Source organism: Actinopolyspora sp. BKK2, from assembly GCF_011291845.1.
In the GTDB taxonomy this organism is placed as follows: Bacteria; Actinomycetota; Actinomycetes; order Mycobacteriales; family Pseudonocardiaceae; genus Actinopolyspora; species Actinopolyspora saharensis.
Genome location: NZ_JAANTE010000003.1, coordinates 427,069 through 447,237 on the forward strand (window position 1 = coordinate 427,069; position 20,169 = coordinate 447,237).

20 protein-coding genes are annotated in these 20,169 nt (G+C 68.7%); 4 read left to right on the forward strand and 16 right to left on the reverse strand.

The window, feature by feature from the left end; translation table 11 throughout:
• Positions 1-6: 6 nt before the first annotated feature.
• Entirely contained in the window at positions 7-963 is a 957-nt protein-coding gene (locus G9Q41_RS08790) for a DUF4097 family beta strand repeat-containing protein (RefSeq protein WP_165632346.1), read from the forward strand.
• A gap of 93 nt (positions 964-1,056) precedes the next feature.
• On the opposite strand, the gene G9Q41_RS08795 is transcribed toward G9Q41_RS08790, so the two are convergent.
• The gene (locus G9Q41_RS08795; RefSeq protein WP_092522902.1) at positions 1,057-2,274 is read right to left on the reverse strand and encodes a crosslink repair DNA glycosylase YcaQ family protein; all 1,218 of its coding nucleotides are present in this window, start codon (positions 2,272-2,274) and stop codon (positions 1,057-1,059) included.
• A gap of 115 nt (positions 2,275-2,389) precedes the next feature.
• On the opposite strand from G9Q41_RS08795, the gene G9Q41_RS08800 reads away from it, so the two are divergent.
• Positions 2,390-2,947 (forward strand): GNAT family N-acetyltransferase, encoded by a 558-nt coding sequence (locus G9Q41_RS08800; RefSeq protein ID WP_092522325.1) that lies wholly within the window; start codon positions 2,390-2,392, stop codon positions 2,945-2,947.
• Between the two features lie 119 nt (positions 2,948-3,066).
• On the opposite strand, the gene G9Q41_RS08805 is transcribed toward G9Q41_RS08800, so the two are convergent.
• The 8 genes from G9Q41_RS08805 to truB form a co-directional block, all read right to left on the reverse strand.
• Positions 3,067-3,555 (reverse strand): hypothetical protein, encoded by a 489-nt coding sequence (locus G9Q41_RS08805; protein ID WP_092522327.1) that lies wholly within the window; start codon positions 3,553-3,555, stop codon positions 3,067-3,069.
• Complete coding sequence (gene dapB / locus G9Q41_RS08810; RefSeq protein ID WP_245695695.1) at positions 3,555-4,304, reverse strand: 4-hydroxy-tetrahydrodipicolinate reductase; 750 nt, start codon at positions 4,302-4,304, stop codon at positions 3,555-3,557. The genes G9Q41_RS08805 and dapB overlap by 1 nt, the downstream gene beginning before the upstream one ends.
• Before the next feature lie 171 nt (positions 4,305-4,475).
• The gene (locus G9Q41_RS08815; protein WP_092522331.1) at positions 4,476-6,737 is read right to left on the reverse strand and encodes a polyribonucleotide nucleotidyltransferase; all 2,262 of its coding nucleotides are present in this window, start codon (positions 6,735-6,737) and stop codon (positions 4,476-4,478) included.
• Positions 6,738-7,014: 277 nt separating this feature from the next.
• Positions 7,015-7,284 carry a 30S ribosomal protein S15 gene (gene rpsO / locus G9Q41_RS08820; protein WP_092522333.1) on the reverse strand — a complete coding sequence of 90 codons (270 nt, stop codon included), beginning with the start codon at positions 7,282-7,284 and terminating at the stop codon, positions 7,015-7,017.
• A gap of 211 nt (positions 7,285-7,495) precedes the next feature.
• A complete protein-coding gene (locus G9Q41_RS08825; RefSeq protein WP_207630751.1) occupies positions 7,496-7,981 on the reverse strand; it encodes a 2'-5' RNA ligase family protein in 486 nt (161 codons plus the stop codon).
• A 167-nt stretch (positions 7,982-8,148) separates the two neighbouring features.
• The gene (locus tag G9Q41_RS08830) at positions 8,149-8,643 is read right to left on the reverse strand and encodes a helix-turn-helix transcriptional regulator (RefSeq protein WP_092522337.1); all 495 of its coding nucleotides are present in this window, start codon (positions 8,641-8,643) and stop codon (positions 8,149-8,151) included.
• A gap of 167 nt (positions 8,644-8,810) precedes the next feature.
• On the reverse strand, positions 8,811-9,788 hold the full coding sequence (locus G9Q41_RS08835) for a bifunctional riboflavin kinase/FAD synthetase (RefSeq protein WP_092522339.1): 978 nt from the start codon (positions 9,786-9,788) through the stop codon (positions 8,811-8,813).
• A gap of 167 nt (positions 9,789-9,955) precedes the next feature.
• Positions 9,956-10,834, reverse strand: a complete 879-nt coding sequence (gene truB / locus G9Q41_RS08840; protein ID WP_092522341.1) for a tRNA pseudouridine(55) synthase TruB — start codon at positions 10,832-10,834, stop codon at positions 9,956-9,958.
• 161 nt (positions 10,835-10,995) lie between these two features.
• Between truB and def the strand changes: the two genes are divergently transcribed.
• Complete coding sequence (gene def / locus G9Q41_RS08845) at positions 10,996-11,493, forward strand: peptide deformylase (RefSeq protein WP_092522904.1); 498 nt, start codon at positions 10,996-10,998, stop codon at positions 11,491-11,493.
• A gap of 111 nt (positions 11,494-11,604) precedes the next feature.
• Here the strand turns inward: def and G9Q41_RS08850 are convergent, their stop codons facing one another.
• Positions 11,605-12,942 carry an MATE family efflux transporter gene (locus G9Q41_RS08850; protein WP_165632347.1) on the reverse strand — a complete coding sequence of 446 codons (1,338 nt, stop codon included), beginning with the start codon at positions 12,940-12,942 and terminating at the stop codon, positions 11,605-11,607.
• Positions 12,943-13,010: 68 nt separating this feature from the next.
• On the opposite strand from G9Q41_RS08850, the gene G9Q41_RS08855 reads away from it, so the two are divergent.
• Positions 13,011-13,535: a CGNR zinc finger domain-containing protein gene (locus G9Q41_RS08855; protein WP_092522345.1), complete on the forward strand. Its 525-nt coding sequence runs from the start codon at positions 13,011-13,013 to the stop codon at positions 13,533-13,535.
• Positions 13,536-13,670: 135 nt separating this feature from the next.
• Here the strand turns inward: G9Q41_RS08855 and rbfA are convergent, their stop codons facing one another.
• From rbfA to rimP, 6 genes are all read right to left on the reverse strand, one after another.
• On the reverse strand, positions 13,671-14,177 hold the full coding sequence (gene rbfA / locus G9Q41_RS08860; RefSeq protein ID WP_092522347.1) for a 30S ribosome-binding factor RbfA: 507 nt from the start codon (positions 14,175-14,177) through the stop codon (positions 13,671-13,673).
• Between the two features lie 136 nt (positions 14,178-14,313).
• Positions 14,314-14,607, reverse strand: a complete 294-nt coding sequence (locus G9Q41_RS08865; protein WP_092522349.1) for a DUF503 domain-containing protein — start codon at positions 14,605-14,607, stop codon at positions 14,314-14,316.
• Positions 14,608-14,679: 72 nt separating this feature from the next.
• The gene (infB, locus tag G9Q41_RS22640) at positions 14,680-17,946 is read right to left on the reverse strand and encodes a translation initiation factor IF-2 (RefSeq protein WP_092522351.1); all 3,267 of its coding nucleotides are present in this window, start codon (positions 17,944-17,946) and stop codon (positions 14,680-14,682) included.
• A gap of 80 nt (positions 17,947-18,026) precedes the next feature.
• Positions 18,027-18,392, reverse strand: a complete 366-nt coding sequence (locus G9Q41_RS08875; protein WP_342751271.1) for a DUF448 domain-containing protein — start codon at positions 18,390-18,392, stop codon at positions 18,027-18,029.
• A gap of 46 nt (positions 18,393-18,438) precedes the next feature.
• On the reverse strand, positions 18,439-19,518 hold the full coding sequence (nusA, locus tag G9Q41_RS08880) for a transcription termination factor NusA (protein WP_092522355.1): 1,080 nt from the start codon (positions 19,516-19,518) through the stop codon (positions 18,439-18,441).
• Positions 19,515-20,066 (reverse strand): ribosome maturation factor RimP, encoded by a 552-nt coding sequence (gene rimP, locus G9Q41_RS08885; protein ID WP_092522357.1) that lies wholly within the window; start codon positions 20,064-20,066, stop codon positions 19,515-19,517. Before rimP ends, nusA begins: the two co-directional genes overlap by 4 nt.
• Positions 20,067-20,169 lie beyond the last annotated feature (103 nt).

The window sequence follows — 20,169 nt, forward strand, 5'->3', positions numbered from 1 at the left end:
AAGCACATGACCGAGCAGTCGGCCCCGCCGCCGGAGGGGCTCGTACGCACCCGCGAGTTCCACGCGCCGGGCCCGATGGAACTGGAGCTGAGCAACGGGGTCGGGCCCCTGCACGTCGAACTCGTCGAAACCGACGCGGTTCACGTGGAGGTGCGACACGAACCGGCACACGGGTATCCGGACTGGCGCGGAGGGCTCAGCGGGTTGCTGAGCTGGGTCAGCGAGCAGATCAACGAGACGGGGATCAAGGCGGGGAACGGCCGCGGCGCGGACGGCGATCGTGAGGACGAGCACGCCTCCGGTGCGGGCGCCGAAGCGGTCAGGCGGACACGCATCGACATGACCGGAAACAGAGTGGCGGTCCACCCGCCCACGGAGGTTCCGCTGCGTTCCGTGCCGCTCGTCGTGCGGGTGCACGCACCGAGCGGATCACGGGTCAGCGCGCACACCGGCCCGGGTGAAGTCCGGGTCACCGGCAGCAGCGGCAGGATGAGCATCCAGAGCGGTTCCGGATCCGTGGAAACCGGGGAGTCCACGGGGACGACGACGGTGCGCACGGGGTCCGGGCGGATCAGTCTCGGAGGGATGCACGCCGAGGTGCAGGCCCGCAGCGGCAGCGGCCCCGTGGAGATCGCCGCCGTGAACGCGGCCTCCTCGGTAGTTACCGGCAGCGGCAGCGTGTGGTTGGGCGAGGTGTCGGCCGACCTGCTCGTCCGCTCGGGAAGCGGAAGCATCGCCGTGGCCGACGGCACGGCCGGACAAGTGGAGCTGATCAGCGGTTCCGGGGACGTGCAGTTCGCGGTCGGCAACGACGTCGCGGCCGAGGTCGACCTCGTCTCCTCGACGGGAAGCGTGGCCAGTGAGCTCGAGGTCACCACCGAACCTCCGAGCGAGGACCCTCCCCCGCTGCGGGTGTTCGGGCGCACGGGCAGCGGCCGCGCCCTGCTGACCTCCTCGATCTGAGGCACTGCGGCTCCCCGCCCCAGTTCCGGAAGGTGTCCCACCACCCACCGCGGTCTCGTGCTCCGGCGCGTTCGGCGGGACGAGCGGAAAACGCTACCCGAGCAGCGCGCGCAGCTCCCGCACGAGATCCCCGTGCTCGCCCACGGCCACTTCCCCCAGATCGAGCCAGTCGGCCATCTCCCGGAGGGAGCGGGCCAGCTCCGAGGCAACCCTGCCGGTTTCGACCCCGGGCTCCGCGAAGGCGCCGGGGACCCGCAGTGCTCCCGAGCGCCGGTCGGCCTTGAGGTCCACCCGCGCCACCAGCCGATCGTCCAGCAGGAACGGGAAGACGTAGTAGCCGTACTCCCTGCGGTCCCGCGGGACGTAGATCTCGATGCGGTACCGGAACCCGAAGAGACGCTCGGTCCGCGGGCGACACCACACCAGCGGGTCGAAGGGCGCCAGCAACGCGCGGGCCCCGACCGAACGCGGGGTACGCGCACGATGGTGCAGGTAGGCCCGCTCCGACCACCCGCGCACCGCCACCGGCTCGAGCTCGTCTCTCTCCACCAGTTCCGCCACGGCCGCGCGTGAGCGCGCGGCGGACAAGCGGTAGTAGTCCCGCAGATCGGGCTCCGTGGCCACTCCCAGCGCCCGTCCCGCGCGGGAGACCAGCTCCCGCACCGCCTCCTCCTCGGCGGGGTCGCTGGCCAGCACGTCCGCCGGCAGGACCCGCTCCGGCAGCTCGTAGAGCCGCTCGAAGCCCCTGCGGGTGCCCGTGGTCAGCTCCCCTGCGGCGAACAGCAGCTCACAGGCGCGCTTGGTGTCCGAGCGGTTCCACCACGTCCCCTTGCCCGCGTGCTGAGCTCCCCCGAGCTGGCTCTCCAGCGCGCCCGCCCCGACCGGTCCGGACTCCTTGACCGCGGTGAGCACCTCGTCCAGCAGTCGTGGAGCACGTTCGCGCAGCTCCCGGTGGCCGCGCCGCTCGGGATCACCGAACTCGCGCATTCGCCACCGCAGCAGCGGCCAGTCCTCCACGGGGATCAGCGAGGCCTCGTGCGCCCAGTACTCCACCAGCAACCGGGGACTGCGCGCCGAGGGGTTCCAGGCTGCCGCGTCCAGCAGCCGGCCGTCGTAGGCACCCAACCTGCTGAACAACGGCATGTAGTGGGCGCGAACCGCCACGTTGACCGAGTCGAGTTGGAAGAGGTGCGTGCGGTTCAGCACCCGACGCAGCTGCCCGCGTCCCGGCTGTCCCGCGGAAGGGGCATCGACGAATCCCTGCGCCGCCAGCGCGGTGCGCCGGGCCGCTTCGGCACTCATGGTCCGCATGGACACCGATCATGCCAGCCGGGTCCGACACACCGCGCTCACGGCGTCGAAGCCGGGCACGAGCGCGGACGGCCTTGACCGTACACACCACTCCGGACACGTTAGGTTGTCCGGCATGGCCGATGCTGATGTGCGGAGCGCCGTGGCCGCGGACGCCGCCGAAATCGCCCGGATTCAACTGAGCACCTGGAACAGCGCCTACGGCGAACTGCTCCCGGAAACAGCGCTGAACGAGCTGACCCAGGAGGACACCGAACAACACTGGCTGGAAGCCATCGAAGACGATTCCGCGAAGGTGCTTCTCGCCGAGGAGGGCGGCTGGCCCGTCGGTTTCTGCGCCGGAGGTCCCGCCCCGGTCTCCGAGACGACCAACGCCGACGGCGGTCTCCCGGACGACGCGAGCACGGTCGGCCTGGTGAGCACACTGCTCGTCGAACCGCGGTGGGGACGCCGAGGCCACGGGGGCAGGCTGCTCTGGCACCTCACCGAGCACCTGCGCGCGAACGGCCTCACCCGAGCGATCACCTGGATCCCGGAATCCGATGAGGCCTCCATGGCCTTCTACCGCGGAATCGGCTGGGAACCAGACGGTACGGTCCGCACCCTGGACGCCAGGGGATATCCGCTGCGTGAACTGCGGCTGACCGGCGGAGTGGAGCTACAGCTGAAGTGAGCGGATCCCGGCGTGCTGCCCGTCGCCCCGGGCAGCGCTTGCCGCCGATCTTTCCCGGCAGGGCCGTCGATCGACTCGCGAGGGCCTGCCGGGAGGCCGGCCGAGGCCGGAAAACCGGGTCAGTCGCGCACGCGCTCCCGCTGCTCCAGGTCGATCGCCTTGCGCATGGCCTGACGGCCACGGTTGCGGTCCCCGGCCAGATCGTAGGCCTGGGCCAGGGCGAACCAGACGCGCCAGTCCTCCGGCTCCCGCTCCATCTCGGCACGCTTCTGCTCGAACCACTCGTCGGCGGCGTCACGGCGCACCCTGCCGGAGGGGCGCAGCGGCAGGTGCGAATGGTCCGGCAACGCGTCCTCATCGGCCAGCCTCCCGGCGAGCCGCTGCGTGCGGACTCCGAACCTGATCTGGTCCGCAACCAGGACCGCGCCGAGCACCGGCAGCACGAGCACCGCCACACCCAGCACGATCACGAGGGGCTTGCCGCTGAGCAGCATCGTCACCGCACGACTACCCATCAGCACCAGGTAGACGAGCAGCACGACCGCGATCAGCAGGGCGTAGAAGCGCGGACCGAACACTCGCGCACGCCGCTCGGTTCCTCCGGACATCACAGCCCCAACAACGCGTCCAGCCCCACGGTCACCCCGGGGCGTTGACCGACCTCGCGCACCGCCAGCAGGAGCCCGGGCATGAACGAACGGCGATCGTAGGAGTCGTGACGCACGGACAGGGTCTCCCCCTCGGTCCCGAACAGCACCTCCTGGTGCGCGACCAGCCCGGCCATCCGCACCGAGTGCACGTGAACACCGTCCACGCTCGCCCCTCTGGCACCATCCGGGTCCTTGCTGGTGGCGTCGGGCATGGCCGGGAGTTCGGCGTCCTCGCGGGCCTGCGAGACCACCCTGGCGGTTCTGGCTGCCGTGCCCGAGGGAGCATCGGCCTTGCGGGGGTGGTGCAGTTCCACTATCTCGGTGGAGTCGAAGTACCTCGCCGCGATCTCGGCGAACTTCATCGACAGCACCGCACCGATCGCGAAGTTCGGCACGACCAGCACACCGGTGCTCGGGGTCTCCCCGAGCCAACCGCGCAGGGTCGCCAGCTCGGACTCGCCGATCCCGCTGGTGCCGACCACCGCGTGAATCCCGTGCTCGACGCAGAAGGCCAGGTTGTCCATGACCGAATCGGGATGGGTGAGGTCCACGGCCACCGCAGCTCCCGAGTCGAGCAGCCCGCGGAGCGAATCACCGCGGGTCACCTCGGTGACCAACTCCGTGTCCCGGGCCTCTCCCACGGCCCGAACGGCCTCGCTGCCCATCCTGCCCTGAGCACCGAGCACTCCGACCCTGATCGGATCCACCGATTCGACTCCCTCCGCGCGTTTCGGCCGTCTCTCGGCCACGACCCTAGACCACGGTCCTTTCCGTTCCACCGGATCACCCCGCACCCGTCCCCGGTACGAACCACGCGCGGCCCGCCCGGGTATCCCCGGACGGGCCGTCACGTCTCAGCTGAGGGGTGGGGCAGGCCTTCAGCCCTCGGCGGACTCGCTCTGCGTCTCCGCCTGCTGCTCGGCGTCCTGGCCCGACTCGGACTCCTCGTCCACCGGCACCAGGCTGATCTTGCCCCGGCTGTCGATGTCGGCGATCTCCACGCGGAGCTTGTCCCCCACGTTGACGACGTCCTCGACCTTGCCGATCCGTTTGCCGTTGCCCAGCTTCGAGATGTGCACCAGCCCGTCCTTGCCGGGCATCAGCGAGACGAACGCGCCGAAGGCGGCCGTTTTGACCACGGTCCCGAGGAACCGCTCCCCGACCTTGGGCAGCTGCGGGTTGGCGATAGCGTTGATCCGCTCGATCGCGGCCTCCGCCGAGGGCCCGTCCGAAGCACCGACGTAGATGGTGCCGTCGTCCTCGATCGTGATCTCGGCGCCGGTCTCCTCGGTGATCGTGTTGATCATCTTGCCCTTCGGGCCGATGACCTCACCGATCTTGTCCACCGGCACGGAGACCGAGGTCACTCGCGGCGCGTGCGGGCTCATCTCGTCCGGCGAACCGATCGCCTGGGCCATCACGTCGAGGATGGTGAAGCGGGCGTCCTTGGCCTGGTTCAGCGCCTGGCCGAGGACCTCGGAGGGGATGCCGTCGAGCTTGGTGTCCAGCTGCAGCGCGGTGATGTACTCCTTGGTCCCCGCGACCTTGAAGTCCATGTCGCCGTAGGCGTCCTCGGCCCCGAGGATGTCGGTCAGGGCGACGTAGCGCGTCTGGTTGTCGACCTCGTCGGAGACGAGCCCCATCGCGATCCCCGCGACCGGGGCCTTGAGCGGAACACCCGCGTTGAGCAGCGACAGCGTGGAGGCGCAGACCGATCCCATCGAGGTGGAGCCGTTGGAGCCGAGCGCCTCGGAGACCTGGCGCAGCGCGTAGGGGAAGTCGTCCCTGCTCGGAAGCACCGGAACCAGTGCGCGCTCGGCGAGCGCGCCGTGACCGATCTCCCGCCGCTTCGGGGTGCCCACTCGTCCCGTCTCACCAGTGGAGTAGGGCGGGAAGTTGTAGTGGTGCATGTAGCGCTTGCTGGTGTCCGGACCGAGGCTGTCGATCGTCTGCTCCAGCCGGAGCATGTTCAACGTGGAGACACCGAGGATCTGGGTCTCGCCGCGCTCGAACAGCGCCGAGCCGTGCGCCCTCGGCACGACACCGACCTCGGCCGAGAGCTGACGGATGTCGGTGAGCCCCCGCCCGTCGATACGGACCTGATCGCGGATGATCCGCTGTCGAACCAGCTTCTTGGTCAGCGCCTTCAGCGCAGCACCGATCTCCTTCTCCCGACCGGCGAACTGCTCGCCCTCCTCGACGCCGACCCGCTGCAGGGTCGTCTCCTTCAACTCCTCGAGGCGCTGCTCACGCTCCTGCTTGCCGCTGATGACCAGCGCTTCGGCCAGCTCGCCGGAAACGGCCTGCTCGACGGCGGTGTAGGCGTCCTCGGCATAGGCCGGGTACACCGGGTAGTCCTCGTCGGAGGAGTGCGGCGCGGCCTCGGCCAACCTTTGCTGCGCCTCGCAGAGCGTGCGGATGAACGGCTTGGCCGCCTCCAGACCACCCGCGACCACTTCCTCCGTGGGCGCCTGAGCACCCGCTTCCACCAGGTTGGCGGTCTCCTCGCTGGCTTCTGCCTCGACCATCATGATGGCCACGTCGTCACCGACGACCCTGCCCGCGACGACCATGTTGAACACGGAGCGCTTGACCTGCTCGTGCGTGGGGAAGGCGACCCACTGACCGTCGATCAACGACATCCGCGTTCCGCCGACCGGCCCGGAGAAGGGCAGCCCGGACAGCTGCGTGGAGGCCGAGGCGCCGTTGATCGCGAGCACGTCGTAGGAGTCCTCGGGGTCCAGACTCATGACGGTGACCACGACCTGGACCTCGTTGCGCAGCCCCTCGACGAAGGTGGGGCGCAGCGGCCGGTCGATAAGCCTGCACGTGAGAATGGCGTCGGTGGAGGGACGTCCCTCCCTCCGGAAGAACGAACCGGGGATCCGGCCCGCCGCGTACATGCGCTCCTCGACGTCGACCGTCAGCGGGAAGAAGTCCAGGTTCTCCTTGGGCTGGTTGGAGGCGGTGGTCGCCGACAGCAGCATGGTGTCGTCGTCCAGGTAAGCCGTGACGCTGCCCGCGGCCAGCTTGGCCATCCTGCCCGTCTCGAAGCGGACGGTGCGCTTACCGAATTCCCCGTTGTCCAGGACAGCGGTGCTCTCGTACACCCCGTCGTCGTAGGATTGCGTCTCGGTCAACTGAAACTCCTAGTCTCATGGGCTCGAAACGCAGAGGCCACAACGACCGCACGCAGCGTGGTCCGACGGGGCCGGTCATCGATCGAAGCCCAAGGGATGTCTCGACGACACCCCTTGTGGCCACTACCGAGGACCGGCGAAGGCCCCTGCTGAGCAGCGGTGTGGACTCTGTGTCGGCAGCCCGTTTCTCTTGCCTGTTGTACTTCGGAGATGTCCTCGCGGACGTTCGCTCCATACAGCGAGGGGAGTGGCGCTCGGCCACTCCCCTCGACAGCTGTCAGCGGCGCAGTCCCAGTCGCTGGATCAGCGAACGGTAACGCGTAACATCGGTCCGCGTCAGATAGTTGAGCATCCGACGCCTGCGACCGACCATCAGCAGCAGACCACGACGGGAATGGTGGTCGTGTTTGTGCTGCTTGAGGTGCTCGGTCAGTCCCGAGATCCGGTGAGTCAGCAGAGCGACTTGGGCTTCCGCCGATCCGGTGTCCGACTCGTGCAGGCCGTACTCGGACAGGATCTGCTGCTTCTGGGTAGTGGACAACGCCACGAGTGAATCTCCTTATTCGTGTCCCGTGTTGCCGACGTCGTTCGAGTAAGACATCGGATTACGTATCGTCACCGCCGGGCTGACAACCGACTCGTCGAAATCGGCGATCACCCATCGGGTTGATCTCCGGCCACCACGGACCGCAGCCGGATCTCAGCACCGAGCATAACAGCAAGCCCCGTGGGAAGCGGTATACCCGTCGCGCGGCGTGTCACGGGGAAGTCAGCGGAACCCGGTGCACCGTTCGGTAAGTCAGCACGCCCTCGTCCCGTTCGCTGGCGACCACGTCGAGCGAGTCCACCGACCACGCCGGTCCGGCGTAGTCGTCCAGCCATCCGGCGATGTGATCGGTTCGCCCCCCACCGCCCGACCAGCGGGCCACTGTGACGTGCGGTCGAAAGCGCTCGCTGTCGGCGCCCGCGGTCTCGGCCAGCCGGTGCAGACTCCGCCGCGTCACTCCCCCGTCGTCCTCCTCCGGGGCCGGAACCACGCCCACCCAGAGCACCCCGCGGAAGACCCCCGAGCCGGCGAGACGCAGCCGGGGCGGCACGAACCCCGGGTCCTCGCGGAGCAGCCCGGCAACCCCGTTCCGGAGATTCGCGGCCACCCGCGCCGGATCGGCCTCGTCCCCGTGAAAGCACAGCGTCGAGTGCCACTGCCCGGCGGGGACGAACCTGAACCCGCGCAACTGCTCCACCGCGGCCCTCCAGGAGCCGGGTGGCTCTCCCCCCCAGAACGGCGGACAGGTCCTCGACGGCGGCGGCCGAGGGCCACAGGGCGGTGAACAAGCGCATGACGCTCACATGCTAGTAGCACTTCCCCGCCGGGAGCCTTCGAAGCGGGTCCGGGCCGGTCCGGGCGGGGTCAGGAAACGCCCGTGTCCGAGCAAGCCGCTCTGCGCAGCAGTCCGGCCAGCGCGGGGTGCTGCTCGTCGAGCAGCTCGGCGACCCGGTGCAGCTCCCTCGGTCTGGCCAGCCGTCGCAGCACCGGCCAGGCGCTCTCCTCCCCGTCGGCCCTGTCCTCGACGGGAACGCTGTCCCGACCGAGCGAGGGACGGGAGGTCTTCACGTCCCGCAGCGCCTGCTTCACCGATTCGGCCTCGCCCGCGAGCACCCCCGAATCGAACACCTTCCGCTCCAACATCACCAGCCTGGCCAGCACGGAAGGATTGCCGATCTTGGCCCGCCTCCCGCTCATCACCTGACTGAGCATGGGGGCGCTGATCCCCAGCACCTCGGCGAGCTGGGTCTGCGAAGTCCGGTAGGCGACGACCAACCGCCGGACCCGATCACCCAACGGTTCCCCGTACCACTGGCGCTGCAGGGCCAGGTTCCGCTGGACGATCTCGCGCTCCTGCACTTGGCTCCCCCGGATGCCGCCTCGAATCACGAATTCCTCAGTTTCCGAATGTTGCCAGGCCGGCGTTCCTGGCAGGCCCGAAAACCGGAAAAAGGTTCATAACGGCTTGACATACCCCAAATCCCGGGGCTCCGGAGGGGAGCCGAACGAGCACTCGGTCCGAGCGATCACACTCCCAGGACGGAACGGGTCTCGGCCACGTCCAGCTCCATCCGGCGCACCAACTCCGCGGAGGAGTCGAAACGCACCATCCCCCGCAACCTGCGCACGAAGTCCAGCTCGGCGTACTCCCCGTAGAAGTCCCGCTCGACGTCCAGCACGAAGGCCTCGACCGTTCGCTCCGTCCCGGAGAACGTCGGGTTGCTCCCCACCGAGACCGCGGCGGGCAAGGTGCTCTCCGGGTGCTCGGCCCCCCGCTGCCTGTGGGTGAACCAGCAGGCGTACACGCCGTCGGCCGGAACCGCCGCGAACTCGGGCATGGACAGGTTCGCCGTCGGATACCCCAGCTCGCGCCCACCCCTGCCCATGCCGCGAACCACGATGCCCTCCAGTCGGTGGTGCCGCCCCAGCGCGGCGGAGGCGGCCTCCACGTCTCCCGCGTCGACGCAGGAGCGGATGAACGTCGAGGAGAAGGTGACCGGGAGCTCCTCCTGAACGGCCCCGTCGGTGTGCCCGGACAGCAGGTCCGCCGATTCGACCTCGAAACCGAAACGCCGCCCGAGCGTGTGCAGCAGCTCGATGTTGCCTGCGGCCTTGTGCCCGAAGGTGAAGTTCTCCCCGACCACGACAGCGGCGGCGTGCAGCCGTTCCACGAGGATCTCGTGCACGAACTCCTCGGGCGACATCTTGGACAGTTCCTGGGTGAACGGCAGTACGCAGAACACGTCCACCCCGAGCTCCTCAACGAGCTCGGCCCGCCGCTGCAGCGTGGTCAACTGCGCCGGATGGCTCCCCGGACGCACCACCTCGGAGGGATGCGGATCGAAGGTGACCAGCACGCACGGGAGATCACGCTGCCGCGCCCGCCGCACGGCCTGATCGATCAGTTGCTGGTGTCCCCGGTGCACACCGTCGAAAACTCCGATGGTGACCACGCACCGACCCCATCCACCGGGAAGCTGTTCCAAGCCACGCCAACGCTGCACGGCTTCCCACCCTATCGATCCGCACGCGTCGCGCAGCCGGGACCTCTGCGTGTCGCCGCTTCCCCGCGAAGCCCGGTGCGTTCCACTGCTCGGCCCGTTGTCCGCAGCGCGGGTGGGCCGCGGCCGCGACGAACCTCAGCCGAACCGCGCGTGCCGCCGGGAGGAGGTCATCCCGCGGGACGCAGCACCAGCACCGGCTTGGCCACGCGGTCCCGGTCGCGCAGCAGTGCGACGGCGTGCCCGTCCGGGGCGAACACCCCGTAGGTCTCGGAAACCCCCGACTTCGCAACGGCCTGGCCGTGCGCCACTGCCCGCGCCGTGTCCGCGTCGACGTCGACGCGCGGGAAGGCCGTGCCCACCGCACGGTCCAGATCCATGGACAGCTCCGGACGCTGCTCCAAGTCGTCCAGCGTGCGCACCGTGGCCAGCCCGAACGGACCCACCCGCGTTCGACGCAACCTCGTGAGGTGTCCTCCGACGCCGAGGGCCTCGCCCAGGTCACGGGCCAGCGCGCGCACGTAGGTCCCGGAGGAGCACTCCACCAGCACGTCGACGTCAACGACCTCCGCTTCCTCGCGGTGCACCGCGAGCGGGTCGAAGCGCGAGACGGTCACGGGACGAGCCTCCAGCTCGACATGCTGCCCCTCGCGGGCGAGTTCGTAGGCACGCCTGCCGTTGACCTTGACCGCGCTGACGGCGCTGGGGACCTGCGCCATGTCGCCGGTCAACGCCGCCACGGCTTCCGACAGCTCCTCGTCGGAGATCCCGGATGCGTCCGCGAAGGAAAGCGACTCCCCCTCGGCGTCATCGGTGCTGGTGGACGCACCGAGCCGAATGGTGGCGAGGTAGGCCTTGGTGTCCAGGGCGAGATGACCGAGCAGCTTGGTGGCGCGTTCGAGCCCCAGCACCAGAACACCGGTGGCCATCGGATCGAGCGTGCCCGCGTGCCCCACCTTGCGGGTCCCCATGATGCGACGAACACGAGCGACCACGTCGTGCGAAGTCATCCCGGCGGGCTTGTCCATGACGAGCAAACCTGCCGGCACCGGCTGCTTCGAGGAATTTCGGGTCTGTCGCGACACGGCGCCCCATCATCCCCGATTCCGAAAGCACGTCCGCAACCGGCCACCGAGGCCACGACCCCCGGGCGGGAACTCCGCCGGATGTCGCTACGGTAGTGCGTCGTGACGAGCAGGAGGTTTCCACGGTGACGATCAGACCGATCCGGCGGTTCGGCGACCCCGTACTGCGCACGGTGGCGGAGCCCGTCACCACGTTCGACGACAGTGTCACCGCACTGGTCTCCGATCTGCTGGACACCGTCGCCGAACCGGGACGCGCCGGAGTGGCCGCTCCCCAGATCGGGGTGAGCCTGCGAGTGTTCAGCTACAACGTGCACGGCGAAACCGGCTACGTGATCAATCCCGAGCTGGTGGAAACGTCGGGAGAGCAGGACGGCGAGGAGGGCTGCCTGTCAGTACCGGGACTGAGCTTTCCCACCCCCCGGGCCGAGCACGCGGTGGTACGCGGGGTCGACCTGCGGAACGAACCCGTGACCGTTTCCGGATCCGGTTTGATGGCCCGCTGCCTGCAGCACGAGACCGACCACCTGGACGGGCTCGTCTACATCCAACGTCTGGACGAGAACCTGCGGCGCACCGCGCTGAAGGAGGTCCGGGCCACCGACTGGTTCTGGAACGGGTGAGGTTCCCCGGCACAGGAGCAGGTGATCTCCGGGTGCGGGTCCCGCGGTCCCGTGGGTGAGTTCCCCGACCGCGGGCCCCGGCATCGCAGGAGATCCGCCGGACGGGGCTCACTAGCCCTGGGACACGGATTCACCGCGTTCCCTGGTCGCACCGACCACCGCCCAGTGCCCGGAACGGGCGCGCAGCAGCAGTGTGAGCAGTCTGCCGAGCATGAACAGGCTCAGTCCGGTCCAGATTCCCGCCAGTCCCCACTCGAAGGCCAGCGAGAGCCAGATCAGCGGCAGGTACCCCAGCGCCGCACTGGTCATCGTCGCGGTGCGCAAGTAGGCCGCGTCCCCTGCTCCGAGCAGCACCCCGTCCAGCGCGAAGACCACGCCCGCGATCGGCTGCAGCGCCACGAAGAACCACCAGGCGTACGGGACCTCGGCCAGCACGGCGGGATCGCTGGTGAAGGCGCTGGGCAGCAGCCCGGACAGCGCCGCGAACACCAGTCCCAACACGACGCCGAAGCCGAGTCCGTACCAGCTCACCTGCCTGCCGATGCTTCTGGCCTCGCGTTCCGACCCCCTGCCGAGCGCGGCCCCGACCAGGGACTGCGCGGCGATGGCCAGTGAATCCAGCACCAGGGCGAGGAAGCTCCAGAGTTGCCAGACGACCTGGTGAGCGGCAGCCGTGTCAGCCCCGGTGCGCGCCGCCACCGAGGTGGCGGACAGGAAGCAGGTCTGGAAGGCCAGGGTGCGCAGGATGAGGTCCCTGCCGAGCACGAGCTGGGCACGCATCACACGGGTGTCGGGCCGCACTCCCGCTCGTTCGACGAGCAGCGCGCGGACGAACAGGGCCGCCGCGATGGTCTGCCCCGCGACGTTGGCCACTGCCGAGCCCTCCATCCCCAGTCCGACCGGGTAGACCAGCAGCGGGCACAGCACCAGGGAAACACCGTTTCCGGCCAGCACGTAGCGCAGCGGCCGGACCGTGTCCTGCACTCCGCGCATCCACCCGTGCCCGGCCAGGCTGATCAGCACCATCGGGGCCCCGATCAGCGCGATGCGCAACCAACTCGTGGCCGCGTCCGCGATGTCTCCACCACCGGTCATCACCCGGACGACCGGCACGGCGAACAGCTGCGCCAACAGCAGGATCACCAGGCCGACCCCGGCACCCAGCCAGCTGGCCTGCACGCCCTCGGCAACCGCCTCCTCGCGACGGCCCGCCCCGTGCAGCCGCGCCGCACGGGCGGTGGTCCCGTAGGAGAGGAAGGTCAACTGGCTGGACACGACCGTGAAAAGCGTGCCCCCCAGCGCCAGGCCCGCCAGTGGAACAGCCCCCAGATGACCGACCACGGCCGTGTCCACCAGCACGTACAGCGGTTCGGCGGCCAGGACGCCCAACGCCGGAATCGCGAGTGCGAGCAACCGTCGTACCGGAACGCGCTCCGCCGTCTCGGACACCTGACCTCCTGTAAGCTACGGCTGCCGGTTTCACCCCTGACGGACGAAGGCTACAGTAAGGGGCGAGCATGGACAACGCCGATTACATCACGGGGGCGCTCCGCCTCGCGAACGCGCGCACGGACGACCTGGAGGCGCTCCGGGCGGAACTGCACGACGAGCCGTGGTGGTGCTCCCGGCTGACCGAGCAGGACCTGAGGACGCTGCACCGAGTCGCGGCCGAGCTGCGTCAGTCGCTCGAAGCAGCCGTTTTCGGCGAGCACGAAACCCTCCACGCCGAGGTCAACCGGTTGTTGGCCACGTACCCGCCCCGGCCGAGGCTGTCCCGCGAAGGCCCGGAGCAGCACCGCGAGTGGCACATCCACATCGCCGAGGTCGAAGCACCGCCCGCTCACGAGATAGCGGCCGCGGCCGCCTGGGGGTTGGCTCAGGGCATCGTGCGGCACGGCACCGAACGCTGGGGGAGGTGTGAAGCTCCGAACTGCGGAACCTACTTCCTCGACACGTCCACCAACCGGACCCGGCAGTTCTGTTCAGCGCGCTGCGCGAACCGGGTCCACGTGGCCGCTTTCAGACAGCGCCGACGTGCCTGATCCCCCGAAACTCGAAAGCGGCGGGCCCGGCCCAGCAACGCTGCCGCGCGACGTTTCGCGCGAAACCGGCTTATCGAACAAGGTTCGCAAGGACGGTTCCGCGCCAAACCGCCGGTGGGCCTGCCGCCGGAGAACTCACGCCTCCTGTGGGCGGGAGTCCTCCTCGTTCTCGCTCGGGTCCTCCGAGCTCTGCTGCTCGGACCGCTCGTCCGAGTCATCCGCCGAATCCGCCTTCCGGTACGGATCGACCTCTCCGGCCGGAACGGCGTCCGAAGCCAGCCTCGCCACCTCGGCGTCGGCTTCCTTGGCCTGTGCCAGAACCTCGTCCAAACGACGAGCGTTCGCCGGAACGGAATCGGCGACGAAAGTCAACGTGGGAGTGAATCGCACTCCGGTCTCCCGCCCGACCCTGGAACGCAGTGTTCCCGTCGCGCTGCTCAACGCGGCCGCAGTGGCCGACTCGTCGACATCGTCCCCGAAAACCGTGTAATAGACCGTCGCGTCCCGCAGATCGGCTGTGAGCCGCGCATCGGTAATGGTCACCATAGCCAGTCGCGGATCTTTGATCTCGTGTTCCAACCCGGAAGCCACGATCTGCGCGATCCGCTTGGCCAACCTACGGGCGCGCGCCGTATCAGCCACGGCGCACCTCCTCTGCTGATCCGCCTCCGGCGGAGGCGGTCCCCATCGTCCTACTCACCCGAAAATCATCGCGAACCCGGACGGGCCGGGCACGCCGCAGTCGGTGGTGCGGAACCTTCCGCACCACCGAGCAGTTTCAGTCCTCCGGCCCGAGCATCCGGTGTCGAGCCGAGAGCAACTCCAGTTCGGGGTAACCCGCCACAGTGCGTTCACAGGCTTCGAGAACCTCGCGAACCTGTCCGGCTTCGCCGGACACTGCCGACACCCCGATGACCGTACGCCGGTAGAGATCACGCCCGCCGACCTCGGCGACAGCCACTTCGAAGCGCCGCCGCAAATCGGAGACCAGCGGACGAACCGCCGCACGTTTCTGCTTCAACGAATGGACGTCGCCCAGAAGCACGTCCAGTTCGAGCGCTCCGACATACATCAGCTAATCGCACCACGTCGACGGGCTCACGATCGAGGGGGCCGTCGTGACAACGGCCCCCCTACGCAGCACTCAGGAGCGTGGTTTCTCCTGCATCTCGTAGGCCTCGATCACGTCGTTCTCCTTGATATCCGAGTAGGATCCCAAGGTCATACCGCACTCGAAGCCTTCGCGCACCTCCGTGGCGTCGTCCTTGTACCGCTTGAGCGAGCTCACCGTGAGGTTCTCCGAAACCACCACGCTGTCCCGCAGCAACCGGGCCTTGGCGTTGCGCCGGACGATTCCGTTCAGCACCATGCTGCCCGCGATGGTGCCGACCTTCGAGGACTTGAAGACCTCGCGCACCTCGGCCCTGCCGAGCTGCACCTCTTCGTACTCGGGCTTGAGCATGCCCTTGAGGGCCTGCTCGATGTCCTCGATCGCGCGGTAGATCACCGAGTAGTAGCGGATCTCCACGCCCTCACGGTTGGCCACCTCGGCAGCCTTGCCCTCGGCACGGACGTTGAACCCGAGAACGATCGTGTTCTCCGCGGTAGCCAGGTTGACATCGCTCTCGTTGATGCCACCAACGCCACGGTGGATCACGCGCAGCTCGACCTCGTCACCCACCTGGATCTTGTTCAGCGACTCCTCCAGCGCCTCGACGGTACCGGAGTTGTCACCCTTGATGATCAAGTTGAGCTGGCTGGTCTCCTGCAGCACCTTGTCCAGGTCCTCCAGGCTGACCCGCTTCCGCTTGGCAGCGTTCTGCGCCTCCCTGAGCCGGGCCGCACGCCGATCGGCGATCTGCCGGGCCACCCGGTCCTCGTTGACCATGAGGAAGGTGTCCCCGGCTCCCGGCACGGAGGTGAATCCGACGACCTGCACCGGCTGGGAGGGCTTGGCCTCGGTGACGTCCTGATCGTGCTCGTTGATCATGCGACGCACCCGGCCGTGCGCACCCCCGGCGACGACGGAGTCACCGACCCGCAGGGTGCCGCGCTGCACCAGCACGGAAGCCACCGGACCACGACCGCGGTCGAGATGGGCCTCGATCGCCACTCCCTGGGCCTCCATGCTCGGATTGGCCCGCAGGTCGAGGGTCGCGTCGGCGGTAAGCAGGATGGCCTCGAGCAGCCCCTCGATGTTCTGCCCCTGCTTCGCGGAGATCTCCACGAACATCGTCTCGCCGCCGAACTCCTCGGCGACCAGGCTGTACTCGGTGAGCTGCTGCTTGATCCGCTCCGGGTTCGCCCCGGGAACATCGATCTTGTTGATCGCCACCACGATCGGGACGCTCGCCGCCTGGGCGTGGTTGATCGCCTCGATCGTCTGCGGCATGACGCCGTCATCGGCGGCGATGACCAGCACGGCGATGTCGGTCGACTTAGCACCGCGGGCACGCATGGCCGTGAAGGCCTCGTGACCGGGAGTGTCGATGAACGTCACCGGACGGTCCTCGCCCGCCAGCTCGGCCTGGACCTGGTAGGCACCGATGTGCTGGGTGATTCCGCCTGCCTCGCCCTCCTGGACGTTCGACTTGCGGATGGTGTCCAGCAACCTGGTCTTGCCGTGATCGACGTGGCCCATGACTGTGACGACCGGCGGCCGGGAAACGAGCTCCTCCGGGCTGCTCCCCCGGTCGCCGAACGTCAGGTCGAAGGACTGCAGCAGCTCCCTGTCCTCGTCCTCGGGGCTGACCATCTCGACCTTGTAGTTCATCTCCTGGCCGAGAAGCTCGAGCACCTCGTCGGAGACCGACTGGGTAGCCGTGACCATCTCGCCGAGATGGAACATGGCCTGCACCAACGAAGCGGGGTTGGCGTTGATCTTCTCCGCGAAGTCGGTCAGCGAGGCACCACGGCGCAGACGCAGCGACTCACCGTTGCCGCGCGGCAGACGCACTCCACCAACGGAGGGCGCCTGCATGTTGTCCATGTACTCCTGACGCTTCTGACGCTTCGACTTGCGTCCGCGCTTGGAGGGACCGCCCGGCTTGCCGAAGGCACCCGCGGTTCCGCCACGACCGCCGCCCGGACGACCACGGAAACCACCGCCTGCGGGCGGAGCACCGCCGCCGGGACCACCGCGACCGCCACCAGGACCGCCGCCGGGGCCACCGCGACCGCCGCCGGGACCGCCACGGCCGCCACCGGGGCCGCCGCGGCCGCCACCGCCGGCGCCGGTACCGGTACCGGCGCCACCGCCGGAACCGCCACGGCCACCACCGGGGCCACCGCGACCGCCACGACCGCCGCCCGAGCCGGTTCCGGAACCGCTACCGGACTTGGGAGCCCGGGAAGGCATCATGCCCGGGTTCGGCCGCGGCGGCATCATGCCCGGATTCGGGCGCTCTCCGCCCTCGGTGCGCTGGGAGGACTTCGCAGCGGGACTCTGCTGTCCGGAACCCTGCTGACCACCCTGCTGGGGGCCCTGCCTGTCCGGACGCTGACCACCGCCCTTGTCCGGACGCTGGCCTCCGCCCTGCTTGTCGGGACGCTGGCCACCGCTCTGGCCCTGACCACGACCGGACTGACGCTGGCCGCCCTGGCCACCTTGGCCGCCCTGCTGACCACCTTGGCCGCCGCCCTGCTTTCCTCCGGAGCCACGCTGGGCCGGGGAGCCGCTACCGACGCCGAAGGGGTTGTTCCCGACTCGCGGGGAACGCGATCCCGACTTCGACGACTGAGGCTTGGGCGGAACGACGCTGCCGTCGCCACCGTCTGCACCGCCGCCGGACTGCTGCTGCTTGGAAGGGCGCGGGCCGGGCTTGGGAACGTTGCGCGGTCCCGGCTTGGGGACCTGGCGCTCGCTCTTGCCCGCCGTCCCGGAAGCCGCTTGTCCCTCCGACTTAGCGGCCGGTGCCTGCTGGGACTGCTGACCACCCTGCTGCGCACCGGGGGTCTGCTGAGCGCTCCGCGCCGCATCGTCCTGCTGCGACTGCGCCGCGCTCTCGGAACCGGCGGACTGGCCGGCCGCCTGCTCCGCGGCGGGCTGCTTCTGGGCAGGCCCCGGCTTGGGGCCCGGCTTCGGCCGCGGTCCCGGCTTCGGAATGCGGGCGGACTTGTCGCCCTGGCTCGGAGCCGACTGCCCGGACGCAGGCGATTCCGTCGCCGCCTGCTGCCCGTTGCTCTCGCTCTTGGTCTCGGCCGACGCGGCGGCGCCACCGTTGTCCGAACCACGTCCGGAGGACGCGCTCGACTTGGTGAACGCGTCACGCAGCCTGCGCGCCACCGGTGCCTCCACCGTTGACGACGCGGACTTCACGTACTCGCCCTGATCGGCGAGTTTATTCAGTACATCCTTGCTTGTAACGCCGAGCTCCTTGGCGAGCTCGTGCACGCGGGCCTTGCCTGCCACTGCTCTCCTCGTCTGGTGAGGTCGGGCGGCAGACCCGCTCGACCTCGTCCTACTGCCGGTACGCGTTCATGGCTTCAGCTTCACGGCTGATTCATGACGGGTCGACCTGCTTCCTTCAACTGCCTGGCACGAGAAACTCTCGCATCGGCTTGCTCGTGAGCCACCTGCTCCACATAGGCCTGCACTGTTGTGCTGTCGAGTTGTCCTTGCACGCGCAGAGCGCGTGAAAAGGCCCGACGCCGCTCGGCCGAACGCAGGCACGCGGTATCGGGGTGCAACCAGGCACCTCGCCCCGGGCGCCTGCGCCGAGGATCGGGGACGGTTCTCGAACCGTCCTCGGCCACCACTCGCAGCAGATCGGAGGCCCACGTTCGGGTCCGACACCCTATACACGTTCGAATCGGCTCGTGAGTTCCACCACGGACGCCAGTTGATCGTGTACGGATTCCCGCCCCCTCGCGTTGAGCCACTTGTGATTCTAACCTGCCGCTGTCACTCAGCCGAACCCACGGTCGGAAGATCGTCCATCGGAGGGACGAATCCCTCGGCAGCCGGGGGTTCGGCATCGGGGTGTCCTGCGGTGGTCGTGGGAGAGCTCGGGTCCGCATCGCTGCGGATGTCGATGCGCCACCCGGTCAACCGCGCTGCCAGCCTGGCGTTCTGTCCCTCTTTGCCGATCGCCAACGAAAGCTGGAAGTCCGGGACTATCACCCGTGCCGTCTTGGCACGTTCGTCGACCACCTCCACCGATACTACCTTAGCCGGCGACAGGGAGTTGCCGACGAAGGCGGCCGGATCCTCCGAGAAGTCGATGATGTCGATCTTCTCCTGCCCGAGCTCGTTCATCACGTTGCGCACCCTGGCACCCATGGGGCCGATGCACGCGCCCTTGGCGTTGACTCCCTCGACCGTGGAGTGCACGGCGATCTTGGACCGGTGCCCGGCCTCGCGCGCCACCGAGGGGATCTCCACGGTGCCGTCGGCGATCTCCGGCACCTCCAGGGCGAACAGCCTGCGGACCAGGTTCGGGTGGGTGCGCGACAGCGTGATCTGCGGCCCGCGCACCGTCCGGGAAACACCGACGACGTAGGACTTGATCCTGGTGCCGTGCTCGTAGCGCTCCCCCGGAACCTGCTCCGCGGCGGGGATGACCCCCTCGCTGTCACCGATCTCCACCACGATCATGCCGCGCGAGTTCGCCCTGGCGTCGCGCTGGATCACGCCGCCGAGGATCTCGCCCTCCTTGGTGGAGAACTCGCCGAAGGTCTTCTCGTGCTCGGCGTCGCGCAGCCGCTGCAGAATGACCTGACGTGCCGTGGTCGCAGCGATCCTGCCGAATCCCTCGGGAGTGTCGTCCCATTCCTCGGCGACCTCCCCCTCGGGGGTGAGACTGTGAGCAATCACACGCACCACGCCGGTCTTGCGATCCACCTCGACTCTGGCGTGCGGTTGGTGTCCTTCGGTGTGCCGATATGCTGTCAGCAGGGCTGACTCGATGGCCTGAAGGACCGTCTCGAATGGGATGTCCTTGTCGCGTTCGATCGCCCGCAGCGCGGCGATGTCGACGTTCACCTCGACTCCTCCGTGTCTTTTCCGTCGCCGTCGGCGGCAACGTCCGCAGCCCGATCGAGCTTGGCCAGTTCCTCCGCCGGTGGCTGCTGGAACTCAACCTCGACCACCGCGCGCTCGATGTCACCGTAAATCAACCGCCGTACCCGGCCATCGGCGAGAACCCACACGCCGGACTCCTCGGCGCAGCCCACTCTGCCGAGGAACTCACCACCGTCGGTCAGCAGAATCCTCGCGAGCCTGTTGCGCGCGCGCCGCCAGTGCCGTTGCTTGGTCAACGGCCGGTCCACTCCGGGTGAGGTGACCTCCAGAGTGTAAGAGCCGGCGAGCACGTGGTCGTACTCGTCCAGCGTCTCGGACAGGGCTCGGCTGACGTCCGCGATGTCGTCGAGGTCGACGCCGTCATCGGCGTCTATGACCACCTTGAGCTGACGTCGACGACCGGACTGCTGCACATCGAGCTCTTCGAGATCGAACCCCACCTCGGCGACGGTCTGCGCCACGGTGGGTCTCAGGCGCGCGACTATTTCGTCCCGCGGCGGGCTGGACACGTTTTACACTCCAAATGTCTGCGGCGGTTGAAGTTGTCCGGTGCACGGCGACGCCGAAAGATCTCATGCGATCCGACGCCACCCGCTTCGCGGGGACGCGAAG

Excerpts from the sequence above, each read along its gene's own strand:
- G9Q41_RS08855 (WP_092522345.1), top strand. The coding sequence starts at position 13,011 with ATGGACAACGCCGATTACATCACGGGGGCGCTCCGCCTCGCGAACGCG.
- G9Q41_RS08805 (WP_092522327.1), bottom strand. The coding sequence starts at position 3,555 with ATGTCCGGAGGAACCGAGCGGCGTGCGCGAGTGTTCGGTCCGCGCTTC.
- G9Q41_RS08795 (WP_092522902.1), bottom strand. The coding sequence starts at position 2,274 with ATGCGGACCATGAGTGCCGAAGCGGCCCGGCGCACCGCGCTGGCGGCG.
- G9Q41_RS08790 (WP_165632346.1), top strand. The coding sequence starts at position 7 with ATGACCGAGCAGTCGGCCCCGCCGCCGGAGGGGCTCGTACGCACCCGC.
- G9Q41_RS08800 (WP_092522325.1), top strand. The coding sequence starts at position 2,390 with ATGGCCGATGCTGATGTGCGGAGCGCCGTGGCCGCGGACGCCGCCGAA.
- G9Q41_RS08865 (WP_092522349.1), bottom strand. The coding sequence starts at position 14,607 with ATGTATGTCGGAGCGCTCGAACTGGACGTGCTTCTGGGCGACGTCCAT.